This window comes from Janthinobacterium sp. SUN206, from assembly GCF_030587305.1.
In the GTDB taxonomy this organism is placed as follows: Bacteria; Pseudomonadota; Gammaproteobacteria; order Burkholderiales; family Burkholderiaceae_D; genus Janthinobacterium; species Janthinobacterium kumbetense.
The window spans coordinates 587,967-614,266 of record NZ_JAPWIB010000003.1; the positions used below are offsets into that span (position 1 = coordinate 587,967).

Here is a 26,300-nt window from a genome sequence, read left to right on the forward strand (position 1 = left end):
CATGGAGGTGGTGATTGCGCCCGCCGTCGTGCAGCAGGCTGCCCAGTGGATGGCGCGCCTGTGGTCCGATGACGCCAGCGACGAAGACCGGGCTGCCTGTGCCCGCTGGTGCGCCGCCCATCCGCATCACGCTATCGCCTGGCAGCGTTTGCAAGCGTTCGAGGGCAAGCTGCACAGCGTGCCGCGCGATGCGGCCCGGCACGCGCTGCGCGAACCGGCGCCCGCCGCCTACCTGAACCGCCGTCGTGCCCTGAAGCTGCTGGCCGTGCTGCTGCCCGTGGGCGGCATGGCGTACATGCTGCGCGGCACGGATGCCTGGCAAGTGGCCACGGCCGGCTATGGCACGGGCACGGGCGAGGTCCGCGAGATTACCTTGCCTGACGGCACGCGCGTGATGCTCGCTTCCGCTTCCGCCATCGACGTGCGCTTCGATGCCAGCGAGCGCTTGCTGATCTTGCGCAGCGGCGAAATCCTCGTCACCACGGCGCACGATCCCGACCCGGCGCAGCGGCCTTTCCGCGTGCAGGGCCGCCACGGCACGGTGCAGGCGCTGGGCACGCGTTTTACTTTACGGCAAGACGAACACACGTCGCGCGTCGCCGTCTTCGAGGGCGCCGTCGAAATACGCCTCGCACATGCGCCCGGCCACGCCGTGGGCATCGCCACGGGCTACGGCGCCATCTTCTCGGCAGACATCGTGCAATCGGCCGCCCCCGTGCCGGCCAGCGCGGCGGCCTGGACGAAGGGCGTGCTGGTGGCCGACAACATGCGCCTGGACGACTTGCTGGCGGAACTGGCCCGCTATCGCCCCGGCCTGCTGCGCTGCGACCCGGCCGTGGCCAGCTTGAGCGTCAACGGCGTGTTTTCCCTGCGCGACACGGACCGCGCGCTGCATAACCTGGCGCTGGCCTTGCCCGTGCAAATCCTCGCGCGCACGCGCTACTGGGTGACGGTGCAAGCCATACCCCAGGCCGCTGCCTGACAATTTTTCGGGCCCGATTGAGGGTTTTGCATTCTCGTTCGGGATATAGGGTGAGAGCCACCCTTATTCATTGACCTTATGCACGTTTTTTCCCGTTTTTCCCATGCGTAGCCAACGCCGCCAGCCCGGCCCGATCAGCCGGATACTGCACCCCATCCGCGGACGCCTGATCGCCGCCGCCTTGCTGGCCGGCACGGGATCCATGCTCACCCTGGTGCCGTTGGCCGGCATCGCGCAGCTCGCGCAAATCGCCATGGCCCCCGCGCTGGCGCCTGACGCTGTGTGGCCGATCATCATCGCCAGCGTCGCCTGCCTGTTCCTCGGCATGGCCCTGATGTCGCTGGGCGAACTGGCCGCACACCTGGCCGATAACCGCCTCACGCATCGATTGCGGCTGCAAGCCATGCAGCGCCTGGGGCAGGTGCCGCTGGGCTGGTTCACCAGCCGGGCCTCTGGCGAGGTCAAGCAGGCGATGCAGGACGACATCAATACCCTGCACAGCCTCACGGCGCACTTTTATACGACGACGGGGCGCGCCGTGGGCGCCATCGCCATTTCCGTCATCTACCTGTTCGCCATGGACTGGCGCCTGGCCCTCATCGCCATCCTGCCGTTTCCCGGCTTCTTCCTGTTCTTCGGCCGCGCCATGAAAGCCAGCAGCGGCAACATGGAACAATTCGTCGCCGGCATGGGGCGCATCAACAATGCCGTGGTGGAATTCGTCAACGGCATTCCCGTGGTCAAGGCGTTTGGCGCCACGGGACGCGCGCACGGCAGCTACCGCACGGCCGTCGATGCGTTTGCGGAGGCGTTTGCCGCGTTTACCCGTCCGCTGGTCGGCTCGATGGCGAATGCCAACGCGCTGATCGCGCCCGTCGCCGTGCTGGGCGTGGTGGTGCTTGCCGGCACGGCCTTCGTGGCCCTGGACTGGATGGCGCCCGTCGATATCCTGCCGTTCGCCCTCGTGGCGCCCGGCATTTCCGCGCCCATGCTGCTGCTGCATTACCTGACGCATGACCTCAACAACGCCACGGGAGCGGCCCAGCGCGTGCAAGCCTTGCTCGATACGCCCGTGCTGGCGCAGCCGGCGCCGGATGAGCAGCAGTTGCCCGACGGCACGGAGATCCGCCTGGAAGGCGTCAGTTATGCCTACGATGGGCACAACAAGGTGTTGTCGGATATCACGCTGACTTTGCAGCCTGGCACGGTGACGGCCATCGTCGGCGCTTCCGGTTCCGGCAAGTCGACCCTGGCGCGGCTGCTGCTGCGCTTTTTCGACCCGACCGAGGGGCGCATCACCCTGGGCGGCGTCGACCTGCGGCACATCGCCACGCCCGAGCTGTACCGGCGCATCGGTTTCGTGCTGCAGGAAGTGCGCCTGATCCACGCCAGCGTGCGCGAGAACATCGCGCTGGGCCGGCCATCGGCCAGCATGCACGAGATCGAACAGGCGGCGCGCCTGGCGAACATCCATGAACGCCTCCTGGCCTTGCCGCGCGGCTACGATTCCGTCATCGGCGAGGATGCGCAATTGTCCGGCGGCGAGTTGCAGCGCGTAAGCATCGCCCGTGCCGTGCTGCTCGACCCGTCCGTGCTGGTGCTCGATGAAGCGACGGCCGCGGCCGATGCGGAAAACGAGGTGGCGATCCAGGACGCGCTGTCGCGCTTTGCCCGGGACCGCACCTTGCTCATCATTGCGCACCGGCTCGACACGGTGATGCATGCCGACAACATCGTCGTCGTCGAGAACGGCGCCATCGTCGAACAGGGCAGCCATGCCGGCTTGCTCGCCGACAAGGGCCGCTATGCGCAACTGTGGGCGCTGGGCGGCTATCCGGATTTCCAGGAAGACGCGGTGCTCCCATGCTGAAAACGTTTATTCAACTGCTGGGCGATGACGCGCCCGTGTTCCGCCGCTACTGTGCCATGGCGCTCGCGTATGGCGTGCTCAGCGGGCTGACCATCACGGCGCTGGTGCTGGCCCTGGGCCGCCTGCTGGGCGGCGACGTGGGCGGCGCGGCCCTGTGGCTGCTGGTGCTGCTGGCCGGGCTGGTCGCCTGCTGGGCCTGGCGGCGCCAGGTGGAAAAGGCCGGCGTGCGCGTGGGCGTGACGGTGCTGCAAGGGGCGCGCCAGCGCCTGGGCGACCACGTGGCGCGCTTGCCCGTGGGCTGGTTCACGCCGGACAACACGGCAAAACTGGGCCACGTCATCACGCAAGGCATGATGAATGTAGCCCAGCTGCCCGCCCACGTGTTGACGCCCGTCATCTGCGGCGCCGTCACGCCCGTCGTGATGGTCATCGCGCTGTTCGCGCTGCACTGGCAGCTGGGTCTCATCGCGCTGCTGGCGCTGCCCCTGCTGGCCGGCGCCTTGCGGCTCACCGCGCACCTGGGCCAGCGCGCCGACGATGCCTATCACCACCATTTTGCCCAGACCAGCCAGCGCCTCGTTGAGTTTGCGCAAGCGCAATCCGTCTTGCGCGCATTCAATGGCAACGGCAGTGGTGCAGCTGACGGCGGCACGCGTTTCCTGCAGCAAGCGATCGATGCGCAGCGCCACGCGGGCACGCGGCTCATTTACCTGTCGGCGCTGTCGTCCGTGCTCAACGCCTGGACCGTGCAAGCCATCTTTGCCGCCTTGCTGGCCGCCGCCGCGCTGTGGCTTGACAGCCTGGCGGGTGGTGCTGCCGGCGCGGGCGACGCCATCGCCGTCATCGTGGCCTTGCTGCTGGTGGTGCGCTTTGTCGACCCGCTGCAGGAAGTGGCCAGCTATGGCGAAGTGCTGCGCGGCGCGCGCGGTCCGCTCGACGCGGCGCGCGATATTTTCGCCGTGCAGCCGCTGCCGGAAGCAGACAAGCCGCAGGCGCCGCGCGACGGCGCCGTCGAATTGCGCGACGTGGCATTCCGCTATGCACAGGATCAGGCCGACGTCTTGACGGATATCAACCTGCGCATTGCGCCGGGCAGCATGACGGCGCTGATCGGCGCGTCCGGCTCCGGCAAGACGACCCTGGTGCGCCTGATCGCGCGCTTCTTTGACGCCAGCGCAGGCGCGGTGCTGGTGGGTGGCGTCGATGTGCGCGATATGTCCAGCGAGCAATTGGCTGGCCAGATCAGCCAGATATTCCAGGACAGTTATCTGTTCCAGGGCAGCATCGGCGACAACATCCGCATCGGCAAGCCCGGCGCCACCGATGCCGAGGTGCTGGAAGCGGCGCGGCAGGCGGGCGTGGCCGAGATCATCGCCCGCCTGCCGCAGGGACTCGATACCCTGGTCGGCGAGGGCGGCGCGCGCCTGTCCGGCGGCGAACGCCAGCGCATCGCCATCGCCCGCGCCCTGGTCAAGGATGCGCCGATTTTGCTGGTCGATGAGGCGACGGCCGCGCTTGACGCGGAAAACCAGGCCGCCATCGCCGAAGCGCTGGCGCGGCTGCGCGGCAAGCGCACGGTGATCGTCATCGCGCACCAGTTGTCGACGGTGGCCATGGCCGACCAGATCGTCGTGCTGGACGGTGGCGTGATCCGCGAGCAGGGCGCGCCAGCCACCTTGCGCGCGCAAGGCGGCCTGTACGCGCATTTCCTGGCCCAGCGCCAGGCGGCCAAGGGCTGGCGCATCGCCGCGCCCGCCCGCCAGGCAGGCACGGAGTCCCGCATTTGACACGCGCGCGTCTGTTCTTCGTCTTCTTCCTGCTGTGCTGCGCGTCCTTGCTGGTGGGCGCCAGGCAGATGGAGTGGGCACAGCTGTTGTCCTCGTCCGGCGCGCCGTCCGCCGATGCTTGGCTGACCCTGACGGCCAGCCGGCTGCCCCGCCTGGCGGCGCTCGTGCTGACGGGCGTGGGCCTGTCCGTGTGCGGCGTCATCCTGCAGCACATCGTGCGCAACAAATTCGTCGAACCGGCCACCTCGGGCGGTCTCGACGCGGCCAAGCTGGGCATTCTCGTGGCGCTCACCGTGGCGCCCGCGGCGGGCACGGCCGGCAAGATGGCGTTCGCGCTGGCCTTCTGTTTTGCCGCCAGCCTCGTGTATGTGGCCCTGATCCGCCGCATCCGCTTCAAGAATACGATACTCGTCCCCGTCATCGGCCTCGTGTATGGCGGCGTGCTGAGTGCCGTGGCCGAGTTTTATGCTTACCGCAACAACATCCTGCAAAGCATGCAGGGCTGGCTGCTGGGCGATTTCTCGAAGATCGTGCAGGGCAACTATGAAATCATTTATCTGATCCTGCCCATCGTTGCCCTCACGTATCTGTATGCGCAGCGTTTCACGGTATTGGGCATGGGCGAGGGCATGGCCACCAGCCTGGGCTTGAACTATGGGAGCACGGTGGCGCTGGGTCTGATGCTGGTGGCCGTCACGGTGGCGGCCACGGTGATCACGGTGGGGGCGATCCCGTTTGTCGGGCTGGCCATCCCCAACCTGGTGGCCTTGCGCTACGGCGACAAGCTGGACCGCACCCTGCCCATCGTCGCGCTGGGCGGCGCGTCGCTGCTGCTCGCTTGCGACATCGCGGGGCGCTTGCTGATCTATCCATTCGAAGTGCCCATCGGCCTGACGGCAGGGGGCGTGGGGGGCGTGCTGTTCCTCATATTGATCATCCGGGGGCGGCGATGAGGCGCCATTTGAACCAGCGCATGCTCTGGCTGGCCGCGTTGGCCCTGGCGCTCGCTTTCCTTTTCATCGGCGCAAATCTGGATGTCGATTACGTCATTCCCAAGCGCATGTCGCGCCTGGCCGCCATCGTCATCGGCGGCGTTTGCGTGGCCGTCTCGTCGATTGTGTTCCAGACCATCGCCGGCAACCGCATCCTGACGCCGGCCGTCATGGGTTACGAAGCCGTGTATTTGCTGCTGCAATCGCTGCTGATCCTCGCGATGGGCATGCACAGCGTCGTGCTGCTGGGGCAGAACGGCAATTTTGTCGTGTCGATCACACTGATGCTCGCGTATTCCTGGGCCATCCACTATTGGCTGTTTCGTGATGGAAAGAACAACGTGTATTTCCTGTTGCTGCTGGGATTCGTGCTGACGATGGTGATCGGCACATTTACCCAGTTCATCCAGTTGCGCATCAGTCCCGGTGAATTTGCCATCTTGCAAGGATTCAGCCAGGCCTCGTTCAACAAGGCGCAGCCCGTGCAGTTGTTGTACTCGGCCGTGCTGGCGGGCGCCGCCTGCGTGGCCGTGCTGAAAACCTTGCCGGCGCTCGACGTGCTGGCGCTGGGGCGCGAACAGGCCATCTCGCTCGGTATCGATTACCGGCGCATGGTGCGGCTGCAGCTGGCGCTGATCGCCGTGCTGGTGGCGGTGTCGACGAGCTTGCTGGGACCGACGGCCTTCATGGGCATCTTTGTAGCGAACACGACTTACGCCCTGGCCCGCACGGCGCGCCATCGCGTCACCTTGCCGCTGGGCTGCGCCATCGCCATCGCCATCTTCCTGGCCGCCCAGTTGCTGGTCGAACACGTTTTCAATTACCGGACCACGGTTGGCATCCTCGTCAACCTGGTGTGTGGCGCCTATTTCCTCGCGCTCATGGTCCGCACCCGAGGCACAGCATGATCCACGTCAAACAGATTGAAAAAAGTTACGGCGAAAAGCGCGTGCTGGCCAAGGTCAGCGCGCAGTTTCCCAGGGGAAAAGTGACGTCCTTGATCGGCCCGAACGGCGCCGGCAAGACGACCTTGCTGATGCTCATCGCGCGTCTGCAGGAAGCGCAAGGCGGCGAGATTATGATAGACGGGCGCAGCATTTCAGCCATCCAGATCCGGGACTACGCGCGACTCGTGGCCACCCTGCGCCAGTCGCCCGATTTTCACTTGCGCCTGACGGTGGAAGAGCTGGTCGCCTTCGGCCGCTTTCCCTACAGCCGAGGCGCGTTGACAGAGCAGGACCGGCAAGCCATCGATGACGCCATCGCCTTCCTGTCGCTGGAGCATCTGCGCCTGGCGTATGTCGATGAGCTGAGCGGCGGCCAGCGGCAGATGGCCTTCCTGGCCATGACGATCGCCCAGCAGACGGATATCTTGCTGCTCGACGAGCCGCTCAACAACCTCGACATGAAGCATGCCGTGCAAATCATGCGCGCCCTGCGGCGCCTGTGCGACGAGCAGGGCCGCACGGTGATCCTGGTGATCCACGACATCAATTTCGCCGCCAACTATTCGGACCACATCGTCGCCATGCAGGGCGGCGCCGTGCGCTTTTCCGGCCCCGCCCACGAAGTCGTGACGGAAGAGCGCTTGCGCGCGCTGTACGACATCGATTTTCACATCGTGCGCAACGAGCGCGGCTGCGTCTGCAATTACTTTACCCCCACAGGAGCTTGAGATGATCTGGAACAAATCCCGCTGCGCGCTGGCCGTGCTGCTCGCCGCCATGGCTGCCCTGCAAGGCTGCACCGACAAGGCAGCCACGACGCCGTCAGCGCCTGCCGCCTCCGCGCCACTGCAGGCGTTTGCGCCCATCACCATCGAGCACAAGCTGGGCACGACGGTGCTCAAGCAGCGTCCCCAGAGGGTGGCCGTGCTCGACATGAATGAAGTCGATTTCCTCGACCAGTTGGGCGTGCCCGTGGCCGGCATGGTGAAGGATTACGTGCCGCATTTCCTCACCCGCTACAAGGAAGATCAGGGCATCCGCGACTTGGGCGCCATCGTGCAGCCGAATCTCGAGCATATCCACGCGCTCCAGCCCGATTTGATACTGATGACGTCGATCCAGGCCAACCATTACAAGGAACTGAGCCAGATCGCGCCCACCTTGCATTTCGACGTGGATTACCAGAACAGCGAGAGCAAGCACATCGAAGTGGTCAAGCAACACTTGCTGACACTGGGACGCATCTTTGGCAAGGAAGACATTGCCAACCGGAAAGCCGCGGAGCTGGACGCCAAGGTGGCGGATGCGCGCAAGGTGACGCAGGAGCGTCCCGAGAAGGCACTGATCGTGCTGCATAACAACGGCGCCTTCAGCTCCTTCGGCGTGCGGTCGCGCTACGGTTTTGTGTTCGATGCGCTGGGCGTGAAACCTGCCAGCTCGGCCATCGAGGCGGGCTTGCATGGCCAACCCATTTCCAGCGAATTCATCCAGCAAGCCAATCCCGACATCCTCTACGTGGTGGACCGCACGGCCGTGATGGAGCACCGTCCTGTCATGACGGCCGAACAGATGGCCAATCCGCTGTTGCGCCAGACGAATGCCTGGAAGAACGGCCGCGTGGTCTTCGTCGATGCGGACGCCTGGTACATCACGGCGGCCAGCGTGACGTCGCTGAAGCGGGTGATCGACGACGTGCTCAAGGGTTATCAGTGAGATAAATTATTTTCGTAATGAGTCGTATTTGCATTGAGGGTTTTGCCTTTTCGTTCGGGAGATAGGGTGAGAACAAGCAATCATCCCTTCTGAAAGGATTTACTTTATGACCCAACGCATGGCAACCCGCCATCTTCCCGCCTTGAACCTGAGCCGTATCGCCACCGCCGTGCAACTGGCGCTCATCACGGGCTTGACCGTGGGGGCGCTGGGCGTGGCGGCCCCGCCAGCCTATGCGCAAGCGGGGGCGGGCCAGGCCCGGCAAGCGTTCAGCGTGCCGGCCGGTACGCTGGGCCTGGCGCTCAACACTTTCGCGGCCGAGGCGGGCGTCGAATTGACGGTCGAGGCTAGCTTGCTGCAAGGCAAGAACAGCGCCGGCCTGTCCGGCAGCTACAGCGTGCCCGAAGGCTTTTACGAATTGCTGCGCGGCCATGGCTTGCAAGCCGTGCGCGAGGGCAATGGCAGCTACACGGTGCGCCGCGAACCGGCGCACAGCGCCGCCGCCGAAGCCGCCGCCACCATGCCGGCCGTAACGGTGTGGGGCAAGGGCAACAGCGTGACGGATGCCTATGCAGGCGGACAAGTGGCGTCCGGCGGCCGCGTGGGATTTCTTGGCGACAAGGATTTCATGGAAACGCCGTTCAACACCATCAGCTATACGGACAGATTCATCGAAGACCGGCAGGCGCGCGACATCACCGACGTGATTTCCGCCGCCGACCCTACGGTCTTCAGCAGCGGCATGACGGGCATCATCGGCGAGAATTACTCGATACGGGGCTTCAGCTCGAATATCGGCGATGTCGCGTTTGGCGGACTGTACGGCATCTCTCCCTATTACCGTACGTCGCCTGAAATGTTCGAGCGTATCGAGGTGCTGAAGGGGCCATCGGCCTTGCTCAACGGCATGCCACCGGGCGGTTCCGTGGGCGGCAGCATCAACCTCGTGCCCAAGCGCGCGGGCGATGCGCCGCTGGCGCGCGTGACGGCGTCGTACATGTCGGATTCGCAATGGGGCGGGCATATTGATCTGGGTCAACGTTTTGGCGAGAATCAACAATTCGGCATCCGGGTCAACGGCGTCTACCGCGACGGCGACGGTGCTATCGACCACCAGAAAAAGAAGACCCGGCTCGTCTCGGTCGGGCTGGACTGGCGTGGCAATGGCGCGCGCCTGTCCGCCGACCTGTATCACAGCGAGGACCGCGCCGATGGCTTGAACCGCGGCGTCAACCTGGCCCCCGGCTTGCCCGTGCCGCGTCCGCCGAAAGCGGAAACCCTGCTCAATCCCAGCTGGGCGTTTTACGATACCAAGGACAAGGGCGCCATGCTGCGCGGCGAACTGGACTTGAACGCGCAAGTGATGGCGTATGCGGCCGTGGGGGCCAGCCGGGCCGACTACCAGTCGACGGGCGCTTACCTGATCCAGGTATTCAACACGGCCGGCGATTACCGCACCAACGTCGCCGACCTGGGCTTCGACGTGGAAAAACAGTCGGCGGAAGCGGGTTTGCGGGGCAAGTTGCGCACGGGCGACATCGGCCATCAATGGGCCGTCAACGCCACGTATTATCACCACACGGACAAGCAGTACGGCCGCAGGAATACCCTGGCGAAAGACTGGATCACGAATATCTACCATCCCGTCTGGGGCCCGGCGACGCGCTTCGACGCGCCGCAAATTTCCAAGGCGGAACTGCGCCTGGCCAGCTTTGGCCTGGTCGATACACTTTCCTTTGCGCAAGACACCGTGCAGCTGACGGTGGGCTTGCGCCGCCAGGAAGTGCTCAGCGATAACTTCAACATCAAGACGGGCGCGCGCACCTCGCGCTATGACGAAAGCGCCACCACGCCCGCCGTCGCCCTGCTGGTCAAGGCGAGCAAAACGGTCTCCCTGTACGGCAACTACATCGAAGGCTTGAGCCAGGGCGCCACGGCGCCGTTGACGGCCGCCAACTCGGGCGAGGTCTTTGCGCCGTACAAATCGAAGCAGGCGGAGCTTGGCGTCAAGGTCGACCTGGGTGAGTTCGCGCATACGGTCAGCGTATATGAAATCAAGCGGCCCAGCAGCTATGTCGATCCCGTCAGCAATGTCTTTTCCTTTGGCGGAGAACAGCGCAACCGCGGCATCGACTGGGGCTTCTTCGGCTCGCCCCTGCGCGACGTACGCCTGATGGGCGGCGTGGCGTATGTCGATCCGGTCTTGAGCAAGACGGTGGGCGGCGCCAACCAGGGCAAGCAGGCAACGGGCGTGCCCAAGCTGCAAGCCAAGCTGGGCGTTGAGTGGGATACGCCCGCCATCCCTGGCGTGACCCTGACGGCGAACGCGACGGCGGCATCGAAGCAATACATCAATGCCGACAATTCGATGTCCGTGCCGGGCCGCACCGTGTTTGATCTGGGCGCCCGCTATGCGACGAAGGCGGCGGGCCGGCCCCTGACGGTGCGCGCCAGCGTGACGAACGTCGGCAACAGGGCGTACTGGGCGCTGCCGCAATGGACCAGCCTGGGCCTGGGCGCGCCGCGCACGGTCATGCTGTCGGCCACGACGGAGTTTTAAGCCGTCTAGCCGCTAGTCGTCCGGGCCCCGCGCCAGGCTGCTTGAACGTTGCCACGTCCACATCAGGCCGATGCCGGCCGAGGTGCCGCTGTTCTGGCGCAGCAGGGGACTGGCGCGGTTGGCGGCGCCTGTGTAAGTGTCGTAGCGTACAAAGGCAAAGGCGCGCCAGTCCGGGTGCAGCCGGTAGGAGCCGCCCAGGCCCAGCCGCGTGAGCATCAGCCCGCTTTTTGCCGCATACGCGGGGCGCTGGCCGGTGGCAAATGCGGGACTGACGCCATACAAGTAATCGTTGATGGCGGCATTGCCCAGCACGGCGCCGACGCTGGCGTCCACATGCCAGGCCTGTTGCCCGCCTTGCAGCCCATACACGAGGCGCGGCTCGAAGGTGGCGCCCTGGCGGCGCAGGCCGCCGCGCGCTTCGATGACGGCGCGCAAGGGCAGCTCCAGCCCCAGGCGGCTGTGCTGCGTCGGCTCGGCCAGCTTGACTTTCAGGCGCGGGCCAAATTCCACCAGGGTACCCAGGTCCGGCATGCCGCGCCGGGCCGGCACGTCGCTGGACCTGGCCGGCAAGGACAGGGCAAAACCGATATCGAAATCGAATCGCTCCGTATTGAACAGGCGCGCGCCCACGCCGGAGCGGTCGGCGCGCAAGACTTTCCCACGATAAATCAGATAGGGCAGGGCCAGGCTGCGCGTCGAGCGTTCGCTGGCGCCCGGATAGGCGGGCGTGACGGCCGTGCCGCCAAACACGCCCGCTTCCCATAAGGGCAGCGATAAGGGCGGCGGTGCTTCGACGGCGCGCGCCGGCGCCATGGTGGCGCAGAGGGTGGAGGCGGCCAGCAAGGTGCGTGCGATATTCATCGAGCAACTCCGCAAGGTTTGCCCACAGGCAGCGATTCCAGGTCGGCAAAGGCGCCCAGTGCCCACGATTGATGAAACCCCAGTTCATTGCGCACGGCCAAGGCTTCCGTCGCCTTACCCTGGCGTTCATACAGATCGATCAGGGCCTTGTAGCCGAGGGCGCTCGATTGTTTGCTGCGTTTCGCCAGCGCGATGGCCTGGCGGAAATGAAATTCGGCCGCATCGTAGCGGCAGGCCCCGCTGGCGGCGCGTCCCGCCTGGTGGTGCAGCCGTGCTTGCCAAGCGAGATCGCCGTGGCCCAGTTCGACGTTCCCGACGGCGTCCGCGTAGTTGCGCATGGCTTGTGTCCAGTCGCCCTGGCTGGCCGCTTCTCGCCCCCATTGTTCCTGTTGCGCCGCCGTGCGCAGTTCGATTTGCGTGGCGCAGGCATTGAGCGCCATCAAGACGAGCGGCAGGAGGAGGCAAGACCGGATGGGCGGCAGTGTGGACATGGCGCCACTGTAGCGCAAGGGAAGGCGCGCACGTTTGCGCGATACGCATGAATTCGGGATTTGCCCCGGCATGGATGACATATAATTTGCACACGACTTTGTTATTTTTGACAGTACACCTCACGGGAGCACCATGTTTTCACGCAAATTCCATTCTTGTGCACAGCTGATGCTGGCTACCATGCTGATGGGCTTTATCGCCGCTTCCCCCGCGCGCGCGCAGCAGGCGGCCGTCAAATTGCCGAATGTGGTGATCCTGGCCACGGGCGGCACCATCGCCGGCAGCGGCGCCGACAGCACCACCACCGTCGGCTACACCTCGGCTACCGTGGGTGTCGAGCGCCTGATCGCGGCCGTGCCGGAATTGAAAAAAGTGGCGAACGTGAAAGGCGAGCAAGTGTTCCAGATCGCCAGCGAAAGCATGAGCAATAGCCACTGGCTGGCCCTGGCCAAGCGCATCAACGTGCTGCTGGCCTCGAGCGATGTCGATGGCGTGGTCGTCACGCACGGCACCGACACCATCGAGGAAACGGCGTATTTCCTGAATCTGACCGTGAAGAGCCATAAACCGGTGGTGGTGGTGGGCGCCATGCGTCCATCGACGGCCATCTCGGCTGACGGCCCCATCAACCTGTACAACGCCGTGATGCTGGCGGGCAGCAAGGAAGCCGTGGGCAAGGGCGTCTTGGTGGCCTTGAACGACCAGATCAACGCCGCGCGCGAAGTGACCAAGACCAACACCTCGACCACCGACACCTTCAAGTCGCCGGAACTGGGCATGCTCGGCTACATCCAGGGCAGCAAGGCTTTCTTCTACCGCCAGTCGACGCGCAAGCACACGCTGGAATCGGAATTTGATATCAGCAAGCTCGATGCCTTGCCGCAAGTGGACATTGTCTACGGCTACGCCAACATGAACCGCGTCGGCATGGACGCCTTCATCGCCGCCGGCGCCAAGGGCATCATCCACGCGGGCGTGGGCGATGGCAGCGTGGCCGCGCAAATGAAGCCGGCCCTGGTGGAAGCGCGCCAGAAGGGCGTGCTGATCGTGCGTTCGAGCCGCGTCGGCCAGGGCATCGTGGCGCGCAATGGCGAAGCCAACGACGATGAACTCGACAGTGTCGTATCCGACACCCTGAACCCGCAAAAAGCCCGCATCCTGCTGATGCTGGCCTTGACCAAAACCAATAGTACGCAAGAAATCCAGCGTATTTTCTACACGTATTGATCGCTGCCGCGCCAGGCCAGCCTGATAGGTTGAGCCTGGCTGATTTACGCTTGCCCGCTTTGCTGCCATACTTCGTTTTTGAATAACTTCCTGGCTGAAGCAGCAACACTGTTCCTTCTCCCCTGTCCATGGCTATCCTGTCCGACATCATCCTGTATCCGATCAAATCGTGCGCCGGCATCCATTTGCGCGAGGCGGTCCTGACGCGCTCAGGGCTGATGAGCGAGCACGTGTTCGACCGCGAATGGATGGTGGTGGACGAGCACGGCCGTTTCCTGACGCAGCGCGAACATCCGCGCATGGCGCTGATCGTGCCGTCCATCAAGGCCACCACCCTGGAATTGCGCGCGCCGGGCATGTTGCGGCTGGAAATCGAGCTGGGCTTGCCGCATCCGCAACTGGCGCCCATGCTGGACGTGCAAGTGTGGGACGATACCGTGCGCGCCTACGATTGCGACGACGTCACGGCCACCTGGTTTTCCAACGCCGTCGGCGTACCGTGCCGCCTGGTGCGCTTTCACCCGGACGTGGTGCGTGCCACCAGCACGAAGTGGACGGATGGCGTGGCCGCCTCGACCATGTTTGCTGATGGCTACCCGGTGCTGATCGCCGGCAGCGCCTCGCTAGCCGACGTCAATGACAAGCTGCGCGCCGCCGGCCGCGAGGCCTTGCCGATGAACCGCTTCCGTCCCAACCTCGTCATCGGCGATATCGGCGCCTTCGAGGAAGACTACGCCGACTTCCTGCAATTCGGCGCAACCGTGTTAAAACCCGTCAAGCCGTGCTCGCGCTGCCCGATTCCGTCGGTGGACCAGGCCACGGGTGTGCCCGGACCGGACCCGCTCGACGTCATGCATGGCTACCGCGCCAAGCCCGAGCTTGACGGCGCCATCTGCTTCGGCATGAACGCCATCGTTACCGAAGGCGGCGATGAGCGTATCGTAGTGGGGCAGGACATCGGTTTCGAACTGGCATTTTAAGCATGGCGCCCGCACAGAAGGGTTTAAGGTTTCTATGAATCAAGCAATACCGCCGGACCCGCGCATTGCCAGCCTCGAAGCCGAAAACCAGGCCTTGCGGGCGCGCATGGCTTTCTTGTTGGAACAGGTCGAGCGCAACCACGACATCATGTGCCGCCACCAGGCGTTCGACCTGGAAATCGTCGGCGCGTCCACGTTTCCCGAACTGATCGGCACCATTTTCCGCACCTTGCCCGTGATTTCCGACCTCGACGGCGTCACTTTGAGCCTGCTCGACGAGGATGACGATATCGTGCTGGTGATGGAAAAGCTGGGCGTCGATTTCAGCGCCTTCCCGCAGTTGCTGTTCGTACATGCCGTGGCGGAGCTGGGTTTTGCCCCGTCGGCGCCCGTGGCCGAGGGCGAAGCGGCCTTGCCGCCGCTGCCGCTGCTGGGCGCCTTCGATGCCGCCGTGCATGGCCCGCGTTTCCCGGGCATCGGCTCGCCCCTGCGCAGCGTGGCGCTGGTGCCCTTGCTGCGCAACAAGCGCCTGATTGGCAGCCTGAACCTGGCCAGCAGCGACGTGACGCGCTTTACGCCCGTGCTGGGCACGGATTTCATCAAGCACATGGCTTCCATCATCGCCATTTGCCTGGAAAACGTGATCAGCAATGAAATGCTGAAATACATCGGCTTGACCGATTCCTTGACGGGCGTCTACAACCGCCGTTATATCGACCGCCGGCTGCTGGAAGAAATCGCCCGCGCGCGGCGCCAGAATTATTGCATTTCATGCATGTATATCGATATCGACCATTTCAAGCTGGTCAATGACACCTATGGCCACCAGGGCGGCGATGAAGTGCTGCGCGAAGTGGCCACGCGCATCCGCACGGAATTGCGGCGCTCCGATGCGCTGGGCCGCTTCGGCGGCGAGGAATTCGTCGTGCTGCTGATCGACGCCGACCTCGACAGTGCGACGTTCGTTGCCGAACGCATCCGCGCCAGCATCGCCGGCACCATGTTCGATTTGCCGGGCAGCGCGCAAGCGTGGGTCAGCGTCTCGATCGGCGTGGCCAGCCTGGAGGCGGATGCGGCGCTGCTACCGATCGAAACGGTGGCGCAGCAACTGGTGGCGCACGCCGACCAGGCCCTGTACCAGGCCAAGGCCGATGGCCGCAACAAGGTCATCAGCTGGCAGGCACAACCTAGCTAATTATTTCAATAGCAATGTTTCTGCCTTGGCCACGGCGTCGGCCGTGCCGCGCAGCACCACCACGTCGCCGCTGGCCAGCTGCGTCTCGGGGGTGACGTCGAGGCGGCCGCGGCCGCGGCGGATGGCCGTGACAAACGCGCCGCAGCCGGCCACGTCGATCGCACTCAAGGGCAAGTCCACGCAGTGCGCGCCGTCGCTGACGGTGACCGTATGCAGGCGTTCCAGCTCGGCATCGTCGCCCGCGTCGCTGGAACCGTGGAAATAGCCGCGCAGCGAGGCATAGCGCTCCTCGCGCGCGGCCTGTACCCGGTGCACGACGCGGCGCAGGGGCACGCCCATCATGATCAGCGCGTGCGAAGCGAGCATCAGGCTGCCTTCCATCAATTCCGGCACCACTTCGGCCGCGCCCGCCTTCTTCAACTGGTCGAGATCGGTATCGTCGTGGCTGCGCACGATGACGGGCAAGGTGGGCGCCATTTCGTTGAGTAAATGCAATAATTTCAGTGCCGAAGGCGTGTTGGCATACGTGATCACCACGGCGCTGGCCCGGTAGATACCGGCCGCCACCAGGCTTTCGCGCCGGCCCGCGTCGCCATACGACACGTGGGCGCCGGCCAGCTGTGCTTCCTGTACCCGTTCCGGATCCAGGTCCAGCGCGTGGTATTCGATCTTTTCTTCCGCCAGCAGGGTAGCCAGGCTTTGCCCGCTGCGTCCGAAGCCGGCGATCAGCACGTGTTTCTGCGACGCCATGGTGCGCGTGGCGATCTTCGTCAGCGCCAAGGATTGCATCATCCAGTCGTTGGCCGCCAGTTTCATGACGATGGCGTCGGACTTGGCGATGAGGAAGGGCGCCACCAGCATCGACAGCACCATCGATGCCAGCACCACCTGCACGACGAACGGGTCCATCAGCTTGATGCCGCCTGCCAGGTTCAGCAGCACGAAGCCGAATTCGCCCGCCTGCGCCAGTCCCAGTCCCGTGCGCAAGGCCACGCCGTTGCTGGAGCCGAACAGCCGGGCCAGGCCCGCGATCAGGGCGAATTTCAGCAGCACGGGGCCGCACAGCAAGAGCAGCACGAGCCACCAGTTCTCAAACACCACGCGGATATTGAGCAGCATGCCGACGGTGATGAAGAACAGGCCCAGCAGCACGTCGCGGAAGGGCTTGATATCCTCTTCCACCTGGTGCTTGAATTCCGTCTCGGAAATGAGCATGCCGGCAACAAAGGCCCCCAGGGCCAGCGACAATCCTGCCCGTTCCGTGATCCACGCCGCCCCCAGGGTAATCAGCAGCAGGTTGAGCATGAACAACTCTTGCGAGCGGCGCTTGGCGACGATGGTCAGCCAGCCGCGCACCATCTTCTGGCCGATGAACAGCAGCAAAATGAGCACCACCAGGGCCTTGCCGCCGGCCCAGGCCAGTGTTTCGGCCAAGTTGTCCGAATCGCGGGTGAGGGCGGGAATCAGGATCAGCAGGGGCACGACGGCCAAGTCCTGGAACAGCAGGATGCCGATGATCTTGCGGCCGTGTTCGCTTTCGAGTTCCAGCCGCTCCGTGAGCATTTTCGAGACGATGGCCGTCGACGACATGGCCAGCGCGCCGCCCAAGGCGAAGGCGGCTTGCCAGCTCAGGTGGATGTAGGCGGACAGGTAACGGGCGACAAACCAGCCGAAGACGACGGTGGCGATGATGGTGGTGACCACCTGCGCCATGCCGAGGCCGAAGACGATGCGCCGCATGGCGAGGAACTTGGGAAGAGAAAATTCGAGCCCGATGGAAAACATCAGGAAGACGACGCCGAACTCGGCCAGGGTGTGGCTGGCCTCGTTTTCCGCCGCCAGGCCCAGCGCGTGGGGGCCGATGACGATGCCGACGGCCAGGTAGCCCAGCATGGGCGGCAAATGCAACATTCTGAAAGCGACCACGCCCAGCACGGCGCTGCCGAGTAACATCAGGGTCAGTTCAAGCGAGGAAAACATGGGTTGCCCGGTACGGTCAATGGAAATCGTTGTTTGTTGTGACTGGCAAGTTTTTTGCTTTCCTAATTCGTTTATACTTTGGGCATGAGTGTAACCCATGAAAAAACAATGCTGAAAGCTTTTGATCGAATTGACATGCAAGCGACGACCGAGCGCGCTGTCGCGCTGGCCCGCACCACCTTGCAGATCGAGTCCGACGCCATCGTTGCGCTGCACGCGCGCCTGGCCACGGACGACAGCGTCGGCCGCGCCGTGGCGATGTTGCTGCAATGCAAGGGACGTGTCGTCGTCTCCGGCATCGGTAAGTCCGGCCATATTGCGCGCAAGATTGCCGCCACCCTCGCTTCCACCGGCACGCCGGCCCTGTTCGTGCATCCGGCCGAAGCGGCCCATGGCGACCTGGGCATGGTCACCTCGGACGATGCTTTTATTGCCATATCGTACTCCGGCGAATCATCGGAACTGATGGCCATCATGCCCGTCGTCAAGCGCATGGGCGGCGTGCTGATTTCCATGACGGGCAAGCCCAATTCGAGCCTGGCCCAGCTGGCCGACGTGCACCTGGATATTTCTGTTGAGAAAGAAGCCTGTCCGCTGAACCTGGCGCCGACGGCCAGCACCACCGTCACCCTGGCCCTGGGCGACGCGATCGCCGTGGCCTTGCTCGACTTGCGCGGCTTCAAGGAAGAAGATTTCGCCCGCTCGCATCCGGGCGGCGCCCTGGGCCGCCGTTTGCTCACGCACGTGCATGACGTCATGCGCAGCGGCGAACGCGTACCCAAGGTGCCCGTGGACGCTTCCTTGCTGCAGGCGCTGGAGGAAATGACGAAGAAAGGCATGGGCATGACGGCCGTCGTCGACGCGGACAACCGCCCCGTGGGTGTGTTTACGGATGGCGATCTGCGCCGCATGTTCGAGCGCGTGCAGGATTTCACGCAAGTGGCGATCCGCGACGTCATGCATGCGCAGCCGCGCAGCATCGCGCCCGAACGCCTGGCCGTCGACGCCGTGGCCGTGATGGAGCAGTTCCGCATCAACCAGATGCTGGTCGTCGATGCCGACGGCAAGCTGGTGGGCGCGCTGCATATCCATGATCTGACGCAAGCGAAGGTGATCTGATGGACAGCGTGGCGGACAACCTGGCGCGGGCGGCCAAGGTCAAACTGATGATCTTTGACGTCGATGGCGTGCTCACCGACGGCAGCCTGCATTTCGGCCCGGACGGCGAGATGATGAAAACGTTTAATGTGTATGATGGCCTGGGCATTAAGCTGCTGCAGGAATCGGGCGTGCAGACGGCCATCATCAGTGCGCGCCGCTCGGCCATCACGGCGCGCCGCGCGCAAGACCTGGGCATTACCCATGTGCACCAGGGCGGCCACGACAAGCTGACGCCGTTTCGCGAATTGCTGGCGCTGACGGGCTTGACGGAAGAGCAATGCGGCTATATCGGCGACGACGTCATCGACGCGCCCATCCTGAAGCGCGTGGGCTTTGCCGTCAGCGTGCCGGGCGGGCGTCCGGAGGCGCAGGGCCTGGCGCACCATGTGACGCAGGCTGGCGGCGGTCGCGGCGCGGTGCGCGAGATCTGCGAATTCCTGCTGCGCGCCCAGGACAACTATGCGCGCGTCATGGCGCCGTTCCTGGAGTGAGGCGCGCCGCCTCGCCAGTGACCTTTGAAAGAGTGAAGCCCTATGCGTAAGCCAGGAGGCGCCCATCGCTGGCGCATGATCTTTACCGTGCTGGGCGCGGTTGTCGTCGCGCTGGGCAGCTTTTGGCTGCTCGAGGTGATGAACAAGAATGGCCAGGACATCACGGCCAGCAAGCATCTGGATGAACCCGACTATTTCATCACCAATTTCAGCATGGTGCGCATGGACTTGACGGGCAAGCCCAGCTACATCGTGTCGGGCACCAAGCTCACGCATTATCCGCTGGACGATTCGTCCGATATCGACCAGCCTTTCGTGCGCAAGCTCACGCCAGGCATGCCGCCGATGAACATGAATGCGGAATTGGCGCATATCGACCAGGACAATACCCGGCTGCAACTGCACCGCAAGGTCGTGATCGACCGCGTGGCCAGTCCGAAGGCGCAGAACCTGACGGTCAAGACGGAAGCGCTGACGGTGTTCCCGGACGAGGAAAGAATGGAAACGGACGTGCCTGTCGATATCCTGACGGGCGCCTCGCGCATCAATGGCGTCGGCATGAAGGCGAATAACGCCACCGGCGTGGTGGAAGTGCAGAATGCGCTGCGCATGGTCCTCCCGCCGAAACCGCGCCCGGCCGCGGCGGCAAAATGACAGAATGAAACAAGGAAACCATACTATGAAGAACATCTTGCTGTTGACCGTATTTTCGCTGGCCATCATGGGCGTGGCGCATGCCGAGAAGGCCGATTCCGAGAAGGAAGCCGTCATCACGGCACGCAGCGGCCACGTCGATGACGTCAAGCAGGTGCGCACCCTGACGGGCGACGTCGTGCTGGTCAAGGGGACCCTGACCATGAAGGCGGGCCGGGCCCTGATCACGGAAGATCCGCAAGGCTACCAGTTCATCACCTTCTGGGCCGATCCCGGCAAGCTTGCGACCTTCCGCCAGAAGCGCGATGGCGCGGGCGACCTGTGGGTCGAAGGCGAGGCGGAGCGCGTGGAGTACGACAACAAGACGGAAGTGGTGAAGCTGTTTTCCAGAGCCAAGTTGACGCGCCTGGAAGGCGCGAAAGTCACCGATGTGGCCAATGGCGCTTTCATCTCGTATGACAGCCGCAAGGAAGAATTTGCGATGGAAAATTCCAACAGCGGCACCAGCACCGCCGATGGCGGCAGCGTGCGCATGGTGATCCAGCCGAAGACCAAGGCGCCGGCAGCGGAGAAAGCGCCGGCCACGCCCGCGCCAGGAAAGAAATAATGGAAAATACACGTTGCGGCAGCACCCTGATCGTTCGCGGGCTGCAAAAAACCTATGGCAAGCGGCAAGTCGTGCATGATGTCTCGCTGCAAGTCGAATGCGGCGAAGTGGTGGGCTTGCTGGGCCCGAACGGCGCCGGCAAGACCACCTCGTTCTATATGATCGTCGGCCTGGTGCCGTCCGATGGCGGCAGCATCGATATCAGCGGCGTGGATATCTCCAGCCTGCCGATCCACCGCCGCGCGCAGATGGGCCTGTCCTACCTGCCGCAGGAAGCGTCCGTCTTCCGCAAGCTGACGGTGGAAGACAATATCCGCGCCGTGCTGGAAATCCAGACCGTCGAAGGCCGCCCGCTGACGAAGGCCGAGATCGAGGAGCGGCTGGATAAATTGCTGGCCGACCTGCAGATTGAAAAGCTGCGCGAGAACCAGGCGCTGTCCCTGTCCGGTGGCGAACGCCGCCGCGTGGAAATCGCCCGCGCGCTGGCCACCGATCCCCGTTTCGTGCTGCTCGACGAGCCGTTCGCCGGCGTCGATCCGATCGCCGTGATCGAGATCCAGCGCATCGTGCGTTTCTTGAAGGAGCGCAATATCGGCGTGCTGATTACCGATCATAATGTGCGTGAGACGCTGGGTATTTGCGACCGCGCCTACATCATCAACCAGGGCTCGGTGCTGGCGTCGGGACGCCCCGACGACATCATTGCGAACGAGTCGGTACGCCGGGTCTATCTGGGCGAACACTTCCGCATGTAAGCCAATGAAACAATCATTGCAGCTGCGCACTTCGCAGCACCTGGCACTGACGCCGCAGTTGCAGCAATCGATACGCCTGTTGCAATTGTCTACCCTGGAATTGCACCAGGAACTCGAGCAATTGCTGACGGACAATCCCTTGCTCGAACGCCTCGACGATCCGCTCGACCGTTCGCTGCGCCTGCTGTCCGACGGGGCCTTGAGCTCCACGGCCGCGCCGGCCGAAGCGCCGCCCCAGCCGCCAGGCCAGGAGGCGCCCGCGGCGCCGGCCGAAGGGGAAGCGTTTGACGGCGAGGGGGGCGACAGCCCGGCCGCCGCGGACGGCGGCGACAGCGACTGGAGCGAGGCGAGCCGGGGGAAGGCGCCCGACGACGACGATTCGCGTCCGCAATTGGAGGCCCATCACTGCACCCTGCGCGAACACCTGATGGAGCAGATGCGCGTGACGGTGCTCGAATTGCGCGACCGCGCGCTGGTCGAGCTGATCATCGACGCGCTCGACGACAATGGCTACCTGGAAGAGTCGCTCGACGACATCCTGGCGCGCCTGCCGGAAGAGCTGGAAATCGACGCCGACGAGATGCGCACGGCCTTGTCGCTGCTGCAAAGTTTCGATCCGCCGGGCGTGGGCGCGCGCAACGCGTCCGAATGCCTGGCCCTGCAAATCAAGCGCTTGCCGCACATCGCCATGGTGACGCGGCGCATGGCCCTCGTCATCGTGGAAAAGCACCTGGCCTGGTTTGCCCAGCGCGATTTCAACAAGTTGAAAAAAGCCCTCGATTGCGACGATGAAGACTTGCGCGAAGCGCAGACGGTGATTCGCCAGTGCAATCCGCATCCGGGCGCCGTGTTCGCCTCGGACGTGTCCGATTACGTGGTGCCCGACGTCGTCGTCAAGCGCGCGCGCAATGGCTGGCAAGTCACCCTGAACAACGACGTCATGCCGCGCCTGCGCGTCAACGCCATGTACGCCAACTTGCTCAAGCAGGGCAAGGGGGAGGGCGCCATGGGCGCACAGTTGCAGGAAGCCAAGTGGCTGATCAAGAATATGCGCCAGCGCTTCGACACGATCCTGCGCGTGGCGCAGGCGATAGTAGAAAGACAAAAGAACTTTTTCTCGCATGGGGCCGTTGCCATGCGCCCCCTTGTGCTCCGTGAAATAGCTGATACACTGGGTTTACACGAGAGTACTATCTCGCGGGTAACAACTCAAAAGTACATGCTGACCCCGCACGGCATGTTCGAGTTGAAATATTTCTTTGGTAGCCACGTCGCCACCGAAGCGGGGGGCGAAGCGTCATCGACGGCGATACGGGCATTGATCGTGCAACTGACAGGAGCAGAAGACCCTAAAAATCCTTTATCCGACAGTAAGATTGCGGACATGCTGGGGGAACAAGGCATGGTGATTGCGCGACGTACTGTTGCCAAATACCGGGAAGCATTAAAAATTCCGCCAGTGAGCCTGCGTAAGTGTTTGTAAGTTTTTTTCGGTTCCTCTGCGGGCCGGATAGGATGGACCGCACGAACCCGATCATCTTTAGGAGTGTGTATGAATCTCACCATCAGCGGACATCATCTCGAAGTGACACCAGCCATCCGTGAATACGTACAAACGAAGCTGGAGCGCGTGAAACGTCATTTCGATCAAGTCATCGATATCGCCGTGATTCTGACCGTGGATAACCTCAAAGAGAAAGAAAAACGTCAAAAGGCTGAAGTCAACCTGCGTTTGAGCGGCAAGACTGTCTATGTGGAAAGCTTGGCGCACGACCTGTACGCCGCGATCGATACGCTGATCGACAAGCTCGATAGGCAAGTGATGAAATACAAAACCAAAGTGCAAGGGCACGGTAAAGAGGCGATCAAGCATCTGCCAGACAACTCCGAGGAAGAAGCCGTCGTCGCCGTCTAAGGCCACCCGCTTCCAGCAGTTGTGATCAACTAAGGGCGCACATTGCGCCCTTTTTTGCGCCCAGCGGAACGCAATGTTCCCCGCGCAGGCATTAGAATATTCGCACTTTCACTTCTTTCCTGCCTGCCATGAGCGACTTCGTCCAGACTTCCATCCGCAACCGCACCGGGCACATCGTGCTCGACCGTCCGAAAGCCTTGAATTCCCTGTCGCTGGAGATGGTGCGCGCCCTGAGCGCGGCCCTGCTGGCCTGGCGCGACGATCCGCAGGTGGACGCCGTCGTGATCCGCTCCAGCAGCGACAAGGCCCTGTGCGCCGGCGGCGACATCCGTTTCTTTTACGATGCGGGTCTGGCCACGCCGCAAGGCGGCAGCGCCTTGCTGGAAGATTTCTTTACGGAAGAATATGCTTTAAATCATTTAATTCATTTCTACCCGAAACCGTATATCGCCGTGATGGATGGCGTGGTGATGGGCGGCGGCATGGGCGTGGCGCAAGCCGGGCCAGGCAACCGCTTGCGCATCGTGACGGGCCGCACGCGCATGGCCATGCCGGAAGTCAATATCGGCCTGTTCCCGGACGTGGGCGGCAGTTATTTCCTGTCCCGCCTGGCTGGCCAGCTGGGCCTGTACCTGGGCTTGACGGGCTTGACGATCAACGCGGCCGACGCCCTGTACACGGGCCTGGCCGATGTCTACCTGCCCGAAGCGCAGATGGGGGCGCTGCTGGACCTGTTTGAATCGACGCCGGGCGAGGCCTTGCCGGTGGCCATCAAGGCGCTGGCGGCGCCATTCCAGGCCGAGGCAGGCGCTTCTCCCCTGGCCACGGCACGCGCAGCGCTGGACCGCCATTTCAGTGCGGGTTCGGTGGCGGCCATCATGGCCTCGCTGGCGCTGGACGACAGTGCGTTCGCCGCCAAGGCGCTGGCGGCCATGCGCCTGCGCTCGCCCTTGATGATGTCGGTGACCCTGGAATTGCTGCAGCGGGGCGCCCACCTGGGCGTGGCCGATTGCCTGCGCCTGGAGCGCACGGTGGTACGCCATAATTTCGAACATGGCGAAGTGCTCGAGGGCGTGCGCGCGCTGGTGGTCGACAAGGACAATGCGTCCCGCTGGAACCCCGCCAGCCTGGACGAAGTCGACGCGGCCATGGTGGCGCGCTTCTTTGCCCCCGTCTGGCCGGCCGCTGCGCATCCGCTGCGCCACCTCGATTAACTAGCTGCGCTCGCGGTGGCGCAGTACCACGCGCTCGTTGGGGCCGAAATATTGCGCCAGCCGCTCCGCCATGTACACGGAGCGGTGCTGGCCGCCCGTGCAACCGAGGGCCACCGTCAGGTAGCTGCGGTTGTCGGACTTGAATGATGGCAACCATTTCTCGATGAAGGCGCGGATGTCGGCCAGCAGTTCCAGCGCGCTGGGCTGCGCGTCGAGGAAGGCGATCACGGGCGCGTCGCGTCCGTCGAGGGGGCGCAAGGCGAGGTCGTAATAGGGATTCGGCAAGGCCCGCACGTCGAAGACGAAATCGGCGTCCAGCGGCACGCCCAGCTTGAAGGCGAACGATTCGAAGAACAGGGTCAGCGGCGCGCGTTCGGAGGCGACGATATCCTTGATCCAGGCACGCAGCTTGTTGGCGCTCAGTTCCGACGTGTCGATCACATGGCCCAGCTGTTCGATGGCCGACAGGCGTTCGCGCTCTTCCGAAATGCACTCGATCAGGGTGCGGCGGCTGGCCGGATTCTGGTTCGGCCGCAATTCGTGCGACAGCGGATGGCTGCGCCGCGTTTCCGAGAAGCGGGCCACCAGCGAATGCGTGGTGGCTGTCAGGAACATGACCTTGACGTCGTGCCCCTGGTCGCGCAGCAGGGCCACATTATGCGGCAGGCTGGTCAGCGACTCGGCGCTGCGCGCATCGACGGCGACAGCCAGTTGCGGTGTACCTTCGTCGAGCAGGGTCTGCACCAGGCTGGGCAGCAAGGCCGGTGGCAGGTTGTCGACACAATAGTAACCGGTATCTTCCAGCACATTGAGCGCGACGGATTTACCGGAGCCGGATATTCCGGTGATAAGGACGATATGCATAACCCGATCATACAATAAAGACCGGCGCTCCGCTCCCAAGGCAACTATCTTTACAAATTATTGCAATTTGGGCTGTAGTATTGGTTAAACAAAAGAGGGCGTGCTTCTTGCAACGCTAGTCGCCGCTCATTGCCAAACGTTGCCGTTCCATGAACTCCTGCAAGGTATCGATGCCGCGCAGTTGCAAAATCGTATTGCGCACGGCCGCTTCCAGCAGCACGGCGATGTTGCGGCCGGCGGCGACGGGGATGACGACCTTGCGCACGGGCAAGCCCAGCACGTCTTCCGTGGGGAACAGGAAAGGCAGGCGTTCGACTTCTTCTTCCAGCGCGTTGCGGCGCACGAGGTGCACGATCAGCTTCAGGCGCATCTTGCGGCGCACGGCCGTTTCGCCAAAGATGGCCTTGATATCGAGCAAGCCCAGTCCCCGCACTTCCAGCAGGTTTTGCAGCAGGGGCGGGCAGCGGCCTTCGATCATATTGGGCGCGATGCGCGAAAATTCGACGGCGTCGTCGGCCACGAGGCCGTGGCTGCGCGAGATCAGTTCCAGCCCCAGCTCGCTCTTGCCCAGGCCCGAGTCGCCCGTGATCAGCACGCCCACGCCCAGCACGTCCATGAACACGCCATGCATGATGATGCGCTGCGCCAGTTTTTTCGACAGGTAGACGCGCAGGAAGTCGATCACTTGCGCGGCCGGCAGCGGGGTGGAGAACAGGGGAATGTTTTGTTCGTCGCAGATGGCGAGGATGTCGGGTGGCGTTTCCAGCCCTTGCGCGATGATCAGCGCGGGCGGACCGCCGGCGATCAGTTCGCCGATCACGTGGGTGCGCGTGTTGACCTTCAGGCGTTGGTAATAGTTAATTTCCTGGTGGCCGAAGACCTGGATGCGGCCCGGATGGATCAGGTTCAAGTGGCCCACCTGGTCGGCGGCCGACGAGACGTCGCCCGAGATCAGGCGCTCGCCGCCGGGGAAGCCGGCGAACCAGCCCAGTTGCAGACTTTCACGATTATCGTCGTACAGGCGTTGTATCGTCAGCGGCGTTTGCAACATGG

The 26,300-nt window shown here is 63.7% G+C and carries 24 protein-coding genes; 19 read left to right on the forward strand and 5 right to left on the reverse strand.

The genetic code is table 11. From position 1 onward, the window contains the following. Position 1 precedes the first annotated feature (1 nt). From O3300_RS19630 to O3300_RS19665, 8 genes are all read left to right on the forward strand, one after another. Positions 2-982, forward strand: coding sequence for a FecR domain-containing protein (locus O3300_RS19630; protein WP_305053857.1), 981 nt, complete (start codon positions 2-4; stop codon positions 980-982). A 103-nt stretch (positions 983-1,085) separates the two neighbouring features. Continuing rightward, a complete protein-coding gene (locus O3300_RS19635) occupies positions 1,086-2,852 on the forward strand; it encodes an ABC transporter ATP-binding protein (protein WP_305053858.1) in 1,767 nt (588 codons plus the stop codon). Continuing rightward, positions 2,846-4,639, forward strand: a complete 1,794-nt coding sequence (locus O3300_RS19640; protein WP_305053859.1) for an ABC transporter ATP-binding protein — start codon at positions 2,846-2,848, stop codon at positions 4,637-4,639. The genes O3300_RS19635 and O3300_RS19640 overlap by 7 nt, the downstream gene beginning before the upstream one ends. After that, positions 4,636-5,592: an ABC transporter permease gene (locus tag O3300_RS19645; protein WP_305053860.1), complete on the forward strand. Its 957-nt coding sequence runs from the start codon at positions 4,636-4,638 to the stop codon at positions 5,590-5,592. The genes O3300_RS19640 and O3300_RS19645 overlap by 4 nt, the downstream gene beginning before the upstream one ends. Then, positions 5,589-6,539 (forward strand): iron chelate uptake ABC transporter family permease subunit, encoded by a 951-nt coding sequence (locus tag O3300_RS19650; RefSeq protein ID WP_305053861.1) that lies wholly within the window; start codon positions 5,589-5,591, stop codon positions 6,537-6,539. The genes O3300_RS19645 and O3300_RS19650 overlap by 4 nt, the downstream gene beginning before the upstream one ends. Continuing rightward, positions 6,536-7,306 carry an ABC transporter ATP-binding protein gene (locus O3300_RS19655; RefSeq protein WP_305053862.1) on the forward strand — a complete coding sequence of 257 codons (771 nt, stop codon included), beginning with the start codon at positions 6,536-6,538 and terminating at the stop codon, positions 7,304-7,306. Before O3300_RS19650 ends, O3300_RS19655 begins: the two co-directional genes overlap by 4 nt. A gap of 1 nt (position 7,307) precedes the next feature. Then, positions 7,308-8,291, forward strand: coding sequence for a siderophore ABC transporter substrate-binding protein (locus O3300_RS19660; RefSeq protein ID WP_305053863.1), 984 nt, complete (start codon positions 7,308-7,310; stop codon positions 8,289-8,291). A gap of 106 nt (positions 8,292-8,397) precedes the next feature. Then, a complete protein-coding gene (locus O3300_RS19665; RefSeq protein WP_305053864.1) occupies positions 8,398-10,851 on the forward strand; it encodes a TonB-dependent receptor in 2,454 nt (817 codons plus the stop codon). A 12-nt stretch (positions 10,852-10,863) separates the two neighbouring features. On the opposite strand, the gene O3300_RS19670 is transcribed toward O3300_RS19665, so the two are convergent. Continuing rightward, the gene (locus O3300_RS19670) at positions 10,864-11,712 is read right to left on the reverse strand and encodes a MipA/OmpV family protein (RefSeq protein ID WP_305053865.1); all 849 of its coding nucleotides are present in this window, start codon (positions 11,710-11,712) and stop codon (positions 10,864-10,866) included. Continuing rightward, a complete protein-coding gene (locus O3300_RS19675) occupies positions 11,709-12,203 on the reverse strand; it encodes a hypothetical protein (RefSeq protein WP_305053866.1) in 495 nt (164 codons plus the stop codon). Before O3300_RS19675 ends, O3300_RS19670 begins: the two co-directional genes overlap by 4 nt. Positions 12,204-12,336: 133 nt before the next feature. On the opposite strand from O3300_RS19675, the gene O3300_RS19680 reads away from it, so the two are divergent. From O3300_RS19680 to O3300_RS19690, 3 genes are all read left to right on the forward strand, one after another. Beyond that, positions 12,337-13,431, forward strand: a complete 1,095-nt coding sequence (locus tag O3300_RS19680; protein WP_305053867.1) for a type II asparaginase — start codon at positions 12,337-12,339, stop codon at positions 13,429-13,431. Between the two features lie 128 nt (positions 13,432-13,559). Continuing rightward, positions 13,560-14,411, forward strand: coding sequence for an MOSC domain-containing protein (locus O3300_RS19685; RefSeq protein WP_305053868.1), 852 nt, complete (start codon positions 13,560-13,562; stop codon positions 14,409-14,411). 34 nt (positions 14,412-14,445) lie between these two features. Next, positions 14,446-15,606 carry a diguanylate cyclase gene (locus O3300_RS19690; protein ID WP_289912357.1) on the forward strand — a complete coding sequence of 387 codons (1,161 nt, stop codon included), beginning with the start codon at positions 14,446-14,448 and terminating at the stop codon, positions 15,604-15,606. Here the strand turns inward: O3300_RS19690 and O3300_RS19695 are convergent, their stop codons facing one another. Further along, the gene (locus O3300_RS19695; RefSeq protein ID WP_099665692.1) at positions 15,607-17,586 is read right to left on the reverse strand and encodes a monovalent cation:proton antiporter family protein; all 1,980 of its coding nucleotides are present in this window, start codon (positions 17,584-17,586) and stop codon (positions 15,607-15,609) included. Between the two features lie 84 nt (positions 17,587-17,670). Between O3300_RS19695 and O3300_RS19700 the strand changes: the two genes are divergently transcribed. The 8 genes from O3300_RS19700 (at position 17,671) to O3300_RS19735 (ending at position 24,383) form a co-directional block, all read left to right on the forward strand. Then, positions 17,671-18,705, forward strand: coding sequence for an SIS domain-containing protein (locus tag O3300_RS19700; RefSeq protein ID WP_369811625.1), 1,035 nt, complete (start codon positions 17,671-17,673; stop codon positions 18,703-18,705). After that, a complete protein-coding gene (locus tag O3300_RS19705; RefSeq protein ID WP_077398943.1) occupies positions 18,705-19,238 on the forward strand; it encodes an HAD family hydrolase in 534 nt (177 codons plus the stop codon). The genes O3300_RS19700 and O3300_RS19705 overlap by 1 nt, the downstream gene beginning before the upstream one ends. Before the next feature lie 42 nt (positions 19,239-19,280). Then, entirely contained in the window at positions 19,281-19,892 is a 612-nt protein-coding gene (lptC, locus tag O3300_RS19710; protein ID WP_253192771.1) for an LPS export ABC transporter periplasmic protein LptC, read from the forward strand. A 25-nt stretch (positions 19,893-19,917) separates the two neighbouring features. Continuing rightward, positions 19,918-20,499 carry a lipopolysaccharide transport periplasmic protein LptA gene (gene lptA, locus O3300_RS19715; RefSeq protein WP_099665690.1) on the forward strand — a complete coding sequence of 194 codons (582 nt, stop codon included), beginning with the start codon at positions 19,918-19,920 and terminating at the stop codon, positions 20,497-20,499. Continuing rightward, a complete protein-coding gene (gene lptB, locus O3300_RS19720; protein WP_077398949.1) occupies positions 20,499-21,254 on the forward strand; it encodes an LPS export ABC transporter ATP-binding protein in 756 nt (251 codons plus the stop codon). The genes lptA and lptB overlap by 1 nt, the downstream gene beginning before the upstream one ends. Before the next feature lie 4 nt (positions 21,255-21,258). After that, positions 21,259-22,737, forward strand: a complete 1,479-nt coding sequence (locus tag O3300_RS19725; protein WP_305053869.1) for an RNA polymerase factor sigma-54 — start codon at positions 21,259-21,261, stop codon at positions 22,735-22,737. 69 nt (positions 22,738-22,806) lie between these two features. Beyond that, on the forward strand, positions 22,807-23,169 hold the full coding sequence (gene hpf / locus O3300_RS19730) for a ribosome hibernation-promoting factor, HPF/YfiA family (RefSeq protein ID WP_034778388.1): 363 nt from the start codon (positions 22,807-22,809) through the stop codon (positions 23,167-23,169). A gap of 128 nt (positions 23,170-23,297) precedes the next feature. Further along, positions 23,298-24,383 carry an enoyl-CoA hydratase/isomerase family protein gene (locus O3300_RS19735; protein ID WP_305053870.1) on the forward strand — a complete coding sequence of 362 codons (1,086 nt, stop codon included), beginning with the start codon at positions 23,298-23,300 and terminating at the stop codon, positions 24,381-24,383. On the opposite strand, the gene rapZ is transcribed toward O3300_RS19735, so the two are convergent. Beyond that, a complete protein-coding gene (gene rapZ, locus O3300_RS19740; RefSeq protein WP_035824128.1) occupies positions 24,384-25,247 on the reverse strand; it encodes an RNase adapter RapZ in 864 nt (287 codons plus the stop codon). Between the two features lie 115 nt (positions 25,248-25,362). Next, a complete protein-coding gene (hprK, locus tag O3300_RS19745; RefSeq protein ID WP_034753337.1) occupies positions 25,363-26,298 on the reverse strand; it encodes an HPr(Ser) kinase/phosphatase in 936 nt (311 codons plus the stop codon). Positions 26,299-26,300: the final 2 nt, after the last annotated feature.